The sequence below is a fragment of the Terricaulis silvestris genome, from assembly GCF_009792355.1.
In the GTDB taxonomy this organism is placed as follows: domain Bacteria; phylum Pseudomonadota; class Alphaproteobacteria; order Caulobacterales; family Aquidulcibacteraceae; genus Vitreimonas; species Vitreimonas silvestris.
The window spans coordinates 323,720-336,309 of the sequence record NZ_CP047045.1 but is presented as its reverse complement, the minus strand read 5'-3'; the positions used below and the strand labels follow the sequence as shown (position 1 = coordinate 336,309).

Sequence of the window (12,590 nt, the reverse complement as noted above, 5' to 3'; positions counted from 1 at the left end):
TCGAACAAGGCCCCCGTGTCGAAGCTTGAGCGCGTTATTGCAGCGTTGCGCGCACCGAAGGGCGCAACAATCTCCGACCTCATGGAGCTGACCGGCTGGCAAGCCCATTCGGTGCGCGGTGCGATCTCAGGTGCGCTGAAGAAGCAACACGGATTGGCGATAGCATCGACAAAATCAGGCGACGAGCGCGTCTACCGAATCGGAGGCGCACAATGACCGCGGCGAGCGGGCCACGCATCGCCCTTGAGCGTGTGTGGGAGACGATGGTCGTGCTGGCGGAAGAGGCCAACGACATCGCCGTCAATGAGCAGCGCGAAGCCGACACCACGGCCGCTCGCCATATCGGCGAAATTGCGTCTGATCTCGCGGCGTTGTCCCGAGCTGCCGAGGTGCTGGCGAGACTGGATCAGCACGAATGCGTTGTCGGACTTGCAGGTGAAGAGGCGGCCGATGCCGGCTGAGCGAGTTGCAACTCCGACATCGAAACATTGAAGACGATGGGCCTTGATGCGCTTCGCCAGGAATGGGGGCGGCGGTTGCGTGAGCCGCTGCCGCCCCTTCGCTCGGCGGAGTTCTTGCGGAGAGAACTTGCCTGGCGCCTCAACGCTCTGAGGGACGGCGATCTTGACGCCAAGCTTCGCCAGCGCCTGGACCGCCTTGCCAAGCGCCACGCCACGGCAGGCGCACAACGACCACTCAGCTCATCGCCCGCCACAGGATCGACTCTGGTGCGCGAATGGGATGGCGTCGCGTATTCCGTGGTCGTGCTGGCGGACGGCTATTTATTCGAAGGCGAGACTTACAAATCGCTCAGCGCCATCGCGCGCCACATAACCGGTGTGCGCTGGTCGGGACCGAGATTTTTTGGCCTCTCTGCGGGTAGAGCGCAATGAAACCGGAGCCGCGCCGCCGCTGCGCGATCTACACGCGTAAATCCACGGAAGAAGGCCTCGATCAAGCGTTCAACTCACTCGATGCACAACGGCAAGCTTGCGAAGCCTACATCCTGAGCCAGGCCGGTGAAGGGTGGCAGCTCGTCAAGACGCATTATGACGATGGCGGCTTCTCGGGCGGATCGATGGAACGCCCTGCCCTGAAAGCTTTGCTTGACGATATTGATCGCGGCCGGATCGATATCGTCGTGGTCTACAAGGTTGATCGCTTGACGAGATCGCTGGCTGACTTCGCTCGCATCGTTGAGCGCTTCGAAGGTCAGGGCGCGAGCTTCGTCTCGGTCACACAAGCCTTCAACACGACAACCAGCATGGGCAGGCTGACGCTCAACGTCTTGCTGTCGTTTGCGCAGTTCGAGCGGGAAGTCACCGGCGAACGGATTCGAGACAAGATCGCAGCGTCCAAGGCCAAGGGCATGTGGATGGGCGGCAACCCCCTGCTTGGCTACGATCCGGTTGGGCGCACGCTTGAGGTCAATCCCGAAGAGGCCGAGACCGTCCGTCTGATCTTCAGGCGTTATCTCGAATTGGGATCAGTGCATGAACTCAGAAAAGATCTCGCTGACACGGGCGTTCGCGCGAAGGCCTGGACCACGAGAAAGAACACGCGCGCTGGCGGCGGGGTGCTCGCGCGCGGCGCGCTCTATCATCTGCTGCGCAACCGGCATTATCTCGGCGAGATCGTTCACAAGGGCGTGGCTCACCCTGGCCAGCATGATGCGATCGTCGATGCAGAATTGTTTGATGCTGTTCAAGCGCGCCTTGCCGCCAATATTCACCAGCGACGCACCCGCGTCATCAGACCGGGCGGATCACATCTTGCGGGGCTTGTCTTCGATGAGGCAGCCAATCCGATGAGCCCAACGCATGCACGAGGCCAATCCGGCAAGGCGCATCGCTATTATGTGTCGAAGGCAATTTTGACTGGGAAGCAGGCAGCGGCTGGTTCACTTGGGCGCGTGCCGGCGAAGGCGTTGGAGGACTTGGTCAGTGATCGGCTCTCTCTGCTGATTAAGTCGAGCGCGTTCAGCTGGGAGATCGGGCGGGGCTTGATCCAGCGGGTTGTCGTCGGAAGCGAGTGCATCATCATCGAGTTCCGCGACGAAGCGGACGTGTCCAACCTGTCAGAACTCATCCCTGCCTCGGATCAATTCGACGCGACATCGCGATCCATCAACGTTGCCATTCGTATGGGCCGACGTGGCGGCGCCGTCCGCATCCTCGATCCAACGGGCCGGCGCATCGTCGATCGCGCCGAGCCCAATGCAACTTTGATCAACGCTATCGGCAAGGCCTGGCGGTGGCGCATGCAGTTGCTCAATGGCGAGTATCCGACCAGCACGGCGCTCGCTCAAGCCGAACGGCTCACGCAGACAGGCCTGCATCGCTATTTGCGCCTTGCCTATCTCGCGCCGGATCTGCTCCGCGAGATCCTCGATGGCCGCCAGCGTCCGGGCCTTGCCCTCGACCAACTCTGCGACGCCGAGCTGCCGCTTTCGTGGGACGCGCAGAAGCGACTCTTCTCCGCGCGCGCAAACTAACGACTGTCGCGCGGCGTGACTGCGCTCCTGCCAACCAGTTGAGCGCAAAATTCAGACAGAGACCGGCGAAACCCAACCTCTCAACTGGCCATCAGAGACGAAGGCGCGGATTCGGCGGCTATCAACGCGCAGAGCGCCGTGCAGAGACCGAGCGCACGGAGAAAAGGCCCCAGGAATTAGCGGCTTGCGGCCACGGAGACCCACGTACCGGGCCGCTGCGAGACTGGCTGGCGGACAGACAGGGATTCGAACCCTGGTTAGGCTTTCACCTAAACACGCTTTCCAAGCGTGCGCCTTCAGCCACTCGGCCACCTGTCCAGCGCGGGGTTTATGACGGGGGCCGCTCCCGGGCGCAACCCGAGTATGCCTGGGCGGCTCCGTGAGCCGCCCGCCACCGTCTCGGGCGCGCAGCTAGCCTGGCCAGCGCAGGCCGACACGGCGGCGTTGCTGCAGCGTCTGCTCGGCGCGTTGCAGCGCGCGCAGCGCGACTTCCGCCTGCTGCAGCGAATCCGTTGAGCGCAGCGCATCCATCGCCAGACGCAGGCGCGCCGCGCCCTCTTCCAGCTTGTCACGCGCGCCTTCGCGTTCGCCGAGCGCCGTTAGCGCGCGGCCGATCTCTTGCTGCGCCGCGCCCCAGGCGCCCGGATCCGTCGTGCGATCGACCTTGTCCAGGTAGAGTTGGCGCGCGTCGAGAGCCTTGGTCAGCCATTTGATGTGGCCGCCACGCTCACCGAGACTCAATGCGCCCGAGGCGAAATCCGACAGAATATCGAGCTGGAGATTGTCGCCGACTTCAGCCGGGTGCGCATCGACCATGCGGTCAAGCGATTCCACGATCGGTTGCAGACGCTCGGGCTTATAATCCTGCGGGCGGTGCAGCACCGGCCGCGCCTTACGCGCCAGCGCGAACGCTAGCGAGCGCTGCACGATTTCGTCCGGGCGACCGACGCGCCAGCCCAGTTCGAAATCCTGCACTTCGTGCACGCGGCCATAGCTCGGCAGCGTGGTGAGACGCAGCTCAAGCTTGCCGAGGAAATTGCGCTTGCCCCAGACGATGACGTCAGCGGCCGAACGCTCGAGCGCTTCAGCGGCTTCAACCGCGATGCGGCGGCGGGTTTCCGGATGCGCGCGCGGCGGCACCACTTTGAGTTTGATCGGGAAGAGATCGACCTGAACGTTTTGCTCGAACGAGAACAAACCAAAATTGTCTTCGACCGCTTCCTTCATCTCCTGACGAAGCAAATGGTCGCCGCCTTCGATCTCGCCGATCAGCACCAACGCGCGGTGATCCTTGCTGCGCTTCAGCGCTTGCGCGCGGAGTGCGATGCGCGCCATGCGGCTGGCCTTGCCCATCCCCGTCAGCATCCAAAAGACGCTGACCAGAACCGCTGCCAAGCCCATCGACATGAAGAACATGAAGACGTTGGGCGATTGCACGAACGCTTCCTGGAATTCGCGCGGAAGCAGACGCATGACGTTCGACGCCATTTCGGGCGCAAACGTTGCCGCAGCCTCAGCAAAATTAACCATTTAGCGTCCGTCGTCCCTACGCCTAGCCTTGTCCTCTAGCCCGCCGTTCGGCAGCGCACAACGGGCTACGGCGCCGCGTAACAGTACGCGGCGCCCGCTTCCCCGGGCATGCGAAATAGTCCCGTTAAGCGCCGCCTGGCCGCCGTACTGGCGCCCCGATCAGCACCCGGCCTGGGCGATTCTTTCCGGTGGCGCGTTGGCGTTGCGCAGCGCCTCGCACATCTGCGCATTGAAGTTGGCCCCCGCCGCGCCAGCCTGGCCCATCATCGCGCCGAGATCCATGGTCTGAACGCCTTCCGGGATCGTGAACAACGCCGCGTCCTGCGGCCCGCGCTGCACGCTCGTTGTCTCCCAAACGACACGCTCGCCTTCGGTGGAGCGCAGGATAATGCCGTCCTGGGTGACGCACGCCGTGTGCGGCTCGCCATCGACATCGCGCGTCCACGCCGCGCCGTTTTCGCCCGCCACCGAGCAATCGCCTGTGCGCGTCGCGGTGGACGCGTATTCGGCGTTCCAGCTGTCTATCGGATTGTCGTACTGCGCCGGGTCGGCTTGCATGGCGTAGGTCTGGCCATCGCGCGTCATCAGAACGAAGTTCTCTTGCGTATCGGCGTTGTTGACGACGACTATGGCGCCCTGACCGGCGTTCATCTCCATCCGCACCTTGTTGCCAGAACGGATCATGACGACCGGCAGGTTCTGCCCGTCATCGCCGTGAATGGTGGCCTCGGCGCGGTAGGACGCGTCGGTCAAATTCGGGAACAGCCCGCCGCCAGAAGGCGCGCTCGGATTACAGGCCGCCAAAACGCACGCTGAAATGAGCGCGAGTGCTGAAATGCGCATGATGTCCTCCCGGAATCGTCCCTGACGCCCATCTAGCAGCCGTGCGGCCCGCCCGATACCCCATCGACCGGCGCCCGTTCGTCGCAAATCGGCGGCGTCCGCTCGCCGCAGGGCGCCGCGCGCCCTTGCCCCGCCCCGCCGCCAGCGGCCACAATCGACCCCAATCGACTATCCGCGCGTCGGCCCTCCGCTTGGCGCGCGCGTCACTTGGGGGTCCTTCACATGAAACCGCACGTTATCGCCGCGCTTTTGGCCGCCGCGTCGCCGCTCGCGCTCTCGGCCTGCGCCACCACGGATATCGGCGCCAGCGCGACCAACGCCGCTTACGCCACCGCGCAAGCCGATGTCGCGCGGCTCACCGCTCAAGCCAACGAGAACGTGTTGCTGAAGCCCTGGACTGGCCCGCACGGCGGCGTGCCGCCGTGGGACCACGCCGATCCTGCTTTGATCGCGCCTGCGTTTGAGCTCGGCATCGCTCTGCAAGAGGCCGAGATTCAGGCCATCGCCGCCAATCCGGCCGCGCAGACCTTCGACAACACCATGATCCCGATGCAGAACGCGGGCCGTCATCTCGACCGCGCGACCACGATCTTCTCGATCATGACCGACAACGTCTCGACGCCCGTCGTGCAGGAGGTCGAAGCCGAATGGTCGCCGCGCCTCACGGCCGCCTACAACGCGATCACCTTCAACCGCGCGCTCTTCGCCCGCATCGACACGCTCTACACCCAGCGCGCCACTCTTGGTCTGAACGCCGAACAACTGCGCCTGCTCGAACGCACCCGCGATCAGTTCGTACGCGCCGGCGCCGCAGCGACGCCCGAACAGCAAGCGCGCCTCGGCGCCATCAACGAAGAGCTCTCCACCAGTTTCGCCGACTTCGGCCGCCGTCTCCTCGCCGATGAAAACACGGCGATCTTCATCAACCGCGAATCCGATCTCGCCGGCCTGCCGCCGAACATCCGCGAAGCCCTCGCCGCCGCCGCCGCCGAACGTGGTCACGCTGGTCAGTGGGCCGTCGTCAACACGCGCTCCAGCGTCGATCCGTTCCTCACCTTCTCGTCGAACCGGCGCCTGCGCCAACAAGTCTGGACCACATTCAAGAACCGCGGCGACAACGGCGACGCCAACGACACCAACGCCGTGATCGCCGACGTCCTGCGCCTCCGCGCCGAGCGCGCGCAGATCCTCGGCTTCCCAACCCACGCGCACCTCCGTATGGCCGACACCATGGCCCGCGATCCGCAGAACGCGCAGGACCTGATGATGCGCGTGTGGCCCGCTGCCGTCGCGCGCGTCCACGAAGAAGTCGCCGACATGCAGGCGATCGCCAACCGCCAGCGCGCCAACATCACAATCGAGCCGTGGGATTACAATTATTACGCCGAGCAAGTCCGCCGCGACCGGTACAATCTCGATCAGAATGAACTGCGCCCGTACTTCGAGCTTAACAACATGATCAACGGCGCGTTCTACATGGCCAACCAGCTCTACGGGCTGTCGTTCAACGAAATCACCGGCACGGTGCCGGTGTTCGAACCCAACGTGCGCGTGTGGGAAGTCACCGATCGCGACGGCTCGTATGTCGGTCTCTTCTACGGCGATTACTTCGCCCGCGCCGGCAAGCGCTCAGGCGCCTGGGCGCAAGGCTATCAGGGCTGGGAAAACTTCACCGGCGCGGCGGTGACGCCGATCACCTCGAACAATAACAATTTCGTTCGTGGCGCCGAAGGCGAACCAATCCTGATTTCGCTCGACGACGCCCAAACTGCGTTCCATGAGTTCGGCCACGCCATTCATGGCCTGCTCGCACACCAGGTCTATCCAGGCCTCGGCGGCACGCCGCGCGACTACGTCGAATTCCCAAGCCAAGTGCACGAGCACTGGGTGCTGACGCGTCCGATTCTCGATCAGTTCGCGCTGCACTATCAAACCGGGCAGCCGATGCCGCAGGCGCTGGTCGATCGCGTCCACAGCGCGTCGACCTTCAACCAAGGCTATGCCACGGTCGAGTATCTCTCCTCCGCACTCGTCGACATGGCGCTGCACAACCGCGCCGAGCCGATCACCGATGTCGATGCGTTCGAACGCGAGACGCTCGCCGCCATTGGCATGCCGCGCGAAATCGCGATGCGTCACCGCCTGCCGCAGTTCGGACACCTGTTCTCAAGCGACAGCTACTCCGCTGGCTATTACTCGTACCTTTGGTCCGAAGTGATGGACGCCGACACCTGGGAAATGTTCGAAGCCAGCGGCAATGTGTTCGATCCAACTGCCGCCGCCGGCATGCGCAACATCATCCTGGGCGAAGCCAACAACAGCGACCGCCTCGAAGCCTACCGCCGCTTCCGCGGCCGCGATCCGGACGTCAACGCCCTCCTCCGCGTCCGCGGCTTCCCGACCGACGGCGGGAGCAGCGGGGGCGGAGAAGAGTAGCTCGCCGGACGCCTAAGCGGCCGCGAAGACGCCCATCAGCAACGGCCTTGCGTAAAGGGCCGGCGCGTCGGCGCGCGTCAACGTGCGCACCCAAGACGGGCCCTCCGCGGCAGCGTTGATGGTGACCTTGAGCATCTGCGCTGCGATGAGCGGGTCGACGGCGCGCATCGACCCATCCGCGTAGCCGTCCGCGGTCATGCTGGCGAAGCGATTGACGACGCGCTCGCGGCGTTCGTTCAAGCGCGCTTGCATGGCTTGAGGCAGCGCCGCGAGCAGCCCTTCTCGCGCGAGAGGGCCGCTGTCCGACAGCTGGAAGTCGATCAGCGTCGACACCGCAAGCTCGAGCTTCTCCCGATGCATGCCTTCGGCCTCCAGCGCGCGCTGCTGCGCACGCCGCTCGACGTCGATGCTGCGCCGGAAGCACGCCTCCGCGAAATCCTCCTTGGCCTCATTATGATGATAGAACGAGCCCTTGGTGACGTTGAGTTCGGCCGAGATGCGCTCGACAGACGCGCTGCGATAACCGACCCGATTGATCAGGCGCGTAGCCGCCACGAGGAAATCCTCTCGCGAGCGGTCGCTGCCGCCCGGCGGCGGAAGCTCAAGCACGCCGCCGCGCCAGCGCGCTCCGGGCGCGGCAAGCCCGCCAACATAGATGTCGCACACGCGATCGAGCACGCGTGGATAGTCATCGACGTCGTAACGATGCAGCCACCCGATCGCCCAGAAGATCTGCTCAAGCAACACATGGGCAAGCGCGGTTTTCGCCTTGTGGTCATAGTGGGCAAATCTCGGCCCGTCGAACAAGCCGCGCACGCGTTTTGAGAGACCCACGAACGCGTCCCGAACGATGCCGCGATGCGGTTCATCGAGCGCTCTGATCTCGCCAAACGAGGGTATCGGACTCTCTTCGCCGAACCTCACGGCACGATGGTGCGCGAAGAAGGCTTCGAACAGCCGCCGCAGTTTGCCCGCCTCGTCTTTGCCCTGCTCAGCCTCGCGCAGCATCGCTTCGAGACGCTCGACGCCAGCGAGCAGGCAAGCGACGGCGAGGTCTTCCTTTTTTTTGAAGTAATAGGCGATGCTGGTCGGATTGAGATCGACCTGCGCCGCGACCTCCGCAAACGTCGTAGCCGTAAGGCCGCGCCGGTACATGATGTCCCGCGCGGCGGCCAGGATCGCGTCCCGCTTCTTGCCAAATCGGTTCGTGCCGGATGCCTCGTTCGCCATCTCGCCGCAGCTTCTCCTCACGTGCGGCTTCAACCGCAATGGGCATCAGACAAAGCGAGCCGCCGCGTCAACCAATCGAGTGATCGACGCGACAACCCGCAAGGTCGCCGCTCCTAGGAGAGCAAGCGGCGGAACCTAATACTCTGCCGACACCCTTAAGCCGATCACACGCGGATCGGTCAAAAAGATATTGCGGAACAGGCCCGATGAATCGTCCGTGAGGTAAGCATCGGTGATGGCGACTTCATCGGTTGCATTCTGCACAAACGCTTCGACGGCCAAGCCGCGATCCGGCTGAGCAACGCGGAACAGCAGGTTCAAGTTATCGTATGAGTCCAGCTCGTCAGCTTCGGTGTTGAAGATGCGCATGAACGACTCGCCCTGGCGGAAATAATCACCGCGCGCGGTTGCTTCCCAGCCGCCGCCGAGCGGCCAAGTGTATTCAACGCCGAAGCTGAAGGTCCAGTTGGGCGCGTTCGGCAGTTCATTGCCCTCAAGGAAAACGCCGCCGCCCGGAGCAGGTCCCGCCCCTTCGATTGTCAGTGCGCTGAGACCAAGCGGATTGCCGCCCGCCGGATCGCAGGCGCCGCCGAGTGCTCCCGGCGCACCATTGATCGCCGCCACCATCCCAGCGTTAAAGAACGACGTCGGTGCCAAGCAAGCCTGGCCGTTAAACGGGTCGTGGATCAGCGTCCAATCCGGATCGCCCTGTGCGCGGTCGAACACGTCAAGCGAGCTGCCGCCGGTGATTTCCGTGTTGAGGTTCCCTAACGTGCCGTTGAAGCGCAACCCATCGACGGGCTCCCACACCAACTCAAATTCGGCGCCGCGGACGATGGCGTCGATGTTCTCGTTGACGGAGGTGCGCTGCACGATCCGCGAAATCTGATAGCCCTCATAGTCGTAGTGGAAGGCCGTCGCGTTGAAGATCATGTCGCCGCCGAGCAGCGTGTTCTTCACGCCGACTTCGTAGGCGTTGACGAATTCCGGATCGAACGTCGCGTTGACGCCGGCGATGCCGACAGAGCCAGGCGGGTTAAAGCCGCCGCCTTTGTAGCCGCGCGAATAGAATGCATAGAGCAGCGTGCGATCGGTGAAGCCGGTATCGATATGCCAATCGAAACCCAGTCGTCCCGTTGTCTCTTCAAACTCAGCATGCTGATGCGGCACGGGCGGCGGCACGACGACGCCGCTCAGGAAACCGAACAGGAGCGGGCTGACGGGATAGACGTCCTTCTCGTCTTGCGTGAAGCGCAAGCCGGCCGTGACCGTGAAGTCTTCGAATGGCTGATAATAGACTTCGCCCATCGCGGCGAAGGAGCTCAGCTGATAGAGCTGCGTGCGGTTGAGATAATAATTGTGTCCGCTGCCATCGGGCGGATTGTTGGTATCGACAAAGACCCCGCCGCCGAGCGCGTAAGTGGTCAGCGTTAGCGAGTTCGAGAACACCCAATAATCGTTCGGTTCAGCCTCGTAATCCATGTAGATCGCGCCAAGGCTGAAGTTGAGCGGACCGTCGAAGTTCGATTCCAGCCGCAGCTCCTGCGACCACTGGCTGGTCTCGGCCGAGGAAATATCCGCAGATGCGATGCGATCGAAGCAGCCGAGCTGCGGATCACAGAATGTGCCGTCAGCGGCGGTCAAGCCGGGAATGAAGTTGAACGGCGTGAGTGGAACGATGCGGTTGTAATCTTGGAAGGTAAAGTAGCTGTCTTGGCTCCACGATGTTAGCGCCGTGAGCGCCAAGGAATCCGTCATATCCCAGCGCATATTGAGCAGAGCCACGTCCTCCTCGGCCTGATAGATCGGCTCGAACGAGGACTGAATACGGCGCAGGTCGGAATCCTGAAGGATGCCGGCATTGGGATTGTCCGAGATCGCGCCGACGATCGCGGCCCATGAACCGCCCAGAGTGGCCAGCGAATTGACCGCGCCTAGCGATGACGGATCACTCAAGCGCGCGGGCAGGCAACCCTGGCTCAGGAAACCGCGGGTCACGGGGTTGGTTATGGCTTCTCCGTTGACGGAGGTCGGCCCATTGTCGGTCGCGCACAATTGCTTAGCGACGCGTGAGCGGTCGTCGTCCTCCTCGAAATGCTCGTACATCAGCCAGGCGCCGAAATTGTTGGTGGGGTTAAACGCCAAGGTCGCGCGCCCCGCCCAGATCTCGCGCCCATCGACGGCTTCGCCATTGACGGAATTCGTGACAAAGCCTTCGCGCTGGAGGCTTGTCGCCGCCACGCGCAGGCCCAACACGCCGTCGGCCATGAGCGGCACATCGACGACGCCGGTTATGCGGTAGCTGTCAAAATCGCCGGCCTCGAGGCGCAGGCTGCCTTCGAATGCTCCGCTCGGCTGTTGCGTAATAACGTTGACGACGCCGCCAGTGGCGTTGCGGCCGAACAGTGTGCCTTGCGGCCCTCGCAGCACCTCGACGCGCTCGACATCGTAGAAGTCCGCCTCGAACAGGCGGTTCGTCGTCAGCGGCGCGTTGTTGAGGTGGACGCCGACCCCCGCGTCCGCTCCGGTTGCCACGGCTTCCGCGCCCACGCCGCGGATCTGGAAATTGTACGCGGTGAAATTCGTCTTGGAGAAGGTGACGTTCGGGACGCTTTGGACGAGGTCGTACCCACCGTCGATGCCTTGATTCAGTAGCTGCTCATCGGAGAATGCCGACACCGCGATGGGCACGTCCTGGATGGCCTGTTCGCGCTTTTGCGCTGTGACCACGATTTCATCCGACACTGCTTGCGCGGCGGCGGGTGTGACGGCGCCGAAGGCCGCGAGCGACGCTCCCGAGAGCAGCATCCAAATCGATGTGTTGCGCATTGCACGCCTCCCCTTGGGACAGCGCCTCTGCGCCCGCCTCCCGCAAGCGCACTGCCGCCCAGAAGGTCAGCAAGCCTCCGGGCAATCATCGAGTCAAGCTTCGGGTACGATTTTTCGTGAATCGGGTATGTCCTGCAACGCCATGTCATTGCACGGGGCGAAAGAATTCCTCACCGCGGTACGTCAAGACGAAGGCGGAAGGGCGGGGGCCGCCCGCAAGAATCCCTAAGAAATGGCGCTGCGCCATCCCCTGCGCAGCGCCATTTCACTTAGTGCAGTTCTAGGAATGGCTGGAAGCCGCCGAAAATCATGCGTTTGCCGTCGAACGGCGCATTGTCCATGCTGTTCTTCATGCGCGGGTCGTCCATGACTTTCTTCATAACAGCGTCGCGGGTGGCGCGGTCTTTGTAGGTCGCCCAGGAAAACACGACGATCTCGTCGTCCTTGGCCTGCACGGCGCGCGGGAACGAGGTTTGTTCGCCGTACGGCACGTCGTCGCCGATGCATTCGACGTAATCCAGCGCGCCGTGTTCCTTCCAGACCTCGCCGGCTTTGCGGGCCATGTCCTTGTAGGCGTCCAGATTCTTCTTCGGAACCGCCAGAACGAAACCATCGACGTAGGGCATTGTGAATCTCCTTTGCTGCTGGGACTACCTGAAGACGTGGCGCGCGCGCGCGTTCCGACAAGCGCTAGCGGCGATTTCGTTCAGGTTAGATTCAGCTTGGATTCAGCCAGCCGCGCGCACCGTCGGCTCGGGAGCACTGACATGATGCACAAAATTTCAGCGATGCTGATCGCGGCTTTGTTCGCCGCGACCACGTTCGCGCCGGTCGCCGAGGCCCGCGATGGTCGCCGCGACGGCTATTCTCGGCATTACGACCGCGACGACGATCGCGGGCGCCGTCATTACCGCCATCACGACAACAACGACGACGAACTCGCCGCCGGCGTTGTCGGCCTAGTCTTGGGCTTGGCGATTGGCTCGCTGGCCAGCCAGCCCAGCCAACCGCGCGGCTGCTACGATCGCTGCGGCGGGCAACGCGACGAATACTACCAGCGCGACAGCGGCTATTATGAGGGTCGAGGCGGCGCTTATGAGCGCGATTACGGGCTCGAAGGGGACCGCCATTACGAAGACCAGCGTCCGCAATGCGTGCGGCGCGAGCGGCAGTGGGATCGCTACGCCAATCGCTATGTCACCGTGGACGTGCCCTGCTAGTGTTCTGA

General features: G+C 63.3%; 11 protein-coding genes and 1 tRNA gene. 6 read left to right on the top strand and 6 right to left on the bottom strand.

Going from position 1 to position 12,590, the window contains the following annotated elements; translation table 11 throughout:
* Nucleotides 1–15: 15 nt before the first annotated feature.
* Genes DSM104635_RS01670 through DSM104635_RS01655 form a run of 4 tightly spaced genes read left to right on the top strand, consistent with a single transcriptional unit; the run spans nt 16 to nt 2,494 of the window.
* Nucleotides 16–216, top strand: coding sequence for a DUF3489 domain-containing protein (locus DSM104635_RS01670; protein WP_228445797.1), 201 nt, complete (start codon nt 16–18; stop codon nt 214–216).
* On the top strand, nt 213–461 hold the full coding sequence (locus DSM104635_RS01665; RefSeq protein ID WP_158764525.1) for a hypothetical protein: 249 nt from the start codon (nt 213–215) through the stop codon (nt 459–461). The genes DSM104635_RS01670 and DSM104635_RS01665 overlap by 4 nt, the downstream gene beginning before the upstream one ends.
* A 27-nt stretch (nt 462–488) precedes the next feature.
* Nucleotides 489–893, top strand: a complete 405-nt coding sequence (locus tag DSM104635_RS01660) for a DUF2924 domain-containing protein (RefSeq protein WP_158764524.1) — start codon at nt 489–491, stop codon at nt 891–893.
* Nucleotides 890–2,494, top strand: coding sequence for a recombinase family protein (locus tag DSM104635_RS01655; RefSeq protein WP_158764523.1), 1,605 nt, complete (start codon nt 890–892; stop codon nt 2,492–2,494). Before DSM104635_RS01660 ends, DSM104635_RS01655 begins: the two co-directional genes overlap by 4 nt.
* Before the next feature lie 228 nt (nt 2,495–2,722).
* On the opposite strand, the gene DSM104635_RS01650 is transcribed toward DSM104635_RS01655, so the two are convergent.
* The 3 genes from DSM104635_RS01650 to DSM104635_RS01640 all read right to left on the bottom strand — a co-directional run bounded on the left by DSM104635_RS01650 (nt 2,723) and on the right by DSM104635_RS01640 (nt 4,867).
* A tRNA-Ser gene (locus DSM104635_RS01650) sits at nt 2,723–2,812 on the bottom strand.
* 93 nt (nt 2,813–2,905) lie between these two features.
* Nucleotides 2,906–4,024 (bottom strand): hypothetical protein, encoded by a 1,119-nt coding sequence (locus DSM104635_RS01645; protein ID WP_158764522.1) that lies wholly within the window; start codon nt 4,022–4,024, stop codon nt 2,906–2,908.
* A 159-nt stretch (nt 4,025–4,183) separates the two neighbouring features.
* Nucleotides 4,184–4,867 carry a hypothetical protein gene (locus DSM104635_RS01640; protein WP_158764521.1) on the bottom strand — a complete coding sequence of 228 codons (684 nt, stop codon included), beginning with the start codon at nt 4,865–4,867 and terminating at the stop codon, nt 4,184–4,186.
* Between the two features lie 222 nt (nt 4,868–5,089).
* On the opposite strand from DSM104635_RS01640, the gene DSM104635_RS01635 reads away from it, so the two are divergent.
* Nucleotides 5,090–7,303 (top strand): M3 family metallopeptidase, encoded by a 2,214-nt coding sequence (locus tag DSM104635_RS01635; RefSeq protein WP_158764520.1) that lies wholly within the window; start codon nt 5,090–5,092, stop codon nt 7,301–7,303.
* A gap of 12 nt (nt 7,304–7,315) precedes the next feature.
* Here the strand turns inward: DSM104635_RS01635 and DSM104635_RS01630 are convergent, their stop codons facing one another.
* The 3 genes from DSM104635_RS01630 to DSM104635_RS01620 all read right to left on the bottom strand — a co-directional run bounded on the left by DSM104635_RS01630 (nt 7,316) and on the right by DSM104635_RS01620 (nt 11,988).
* Nucleotides 7,316–8,533 (bottom strand): TetR/AcrR family transcriptional regulator, encoded by a 1,218-nt coding sequence (locus DSM104635_RS01630; protein ID WP_158764519.1) that lies wholly within the window; start codon nt 8,531–8,533, stop codon nt 7,316–7,318.
* A 135-nt stretch (nt 8,534–8,668) separates the two neighbouring features.
* Nucleotides 8,669–11,362 (bottom strand): TonB-dependent receptor, encoded by a 2,694-nt coding sequence (locus tag DSM104635_RS01625; RefSeq protein ID WP_158764518.1) that lies wholly within the window; start codon nt 11,360–11,362, stop codon nt 8,669–8,671.
* A gap of 269 nt (nt 11,363–11,631) precedes the next feature.
* A complete protein-coding gene (locus DSM104635_RS01620) occupies nt 11,632–11,988 on the bottom strand; it encodes a DUF1428 domain-containing protein (protein WP_158764517.1) in 357 nt (118 codons plus the stop codon).
* Nucleotides 11,989–12,129: 141 nt separating this feature from the next.
* On the opposite strand from DSM104635_RS01620, the gene DSM104635_RS01615 reads away from it, so the two are divergent.
* Nucleotides 12,130–12,582 carry a hypothetical protein gene (locus DSM104635_RS01615; RefSeq protein WP_158764516.1) on the top strand — a complete coding sequence of 151 codons (453 nt, stop codon included), beginning with the start codon at nt 12,130–12,132 and terminating at the stop codon, nt 12,580–12,582.
* Nucleotides 12,583–12,590 lie beyond the last annotated feature (8 nt).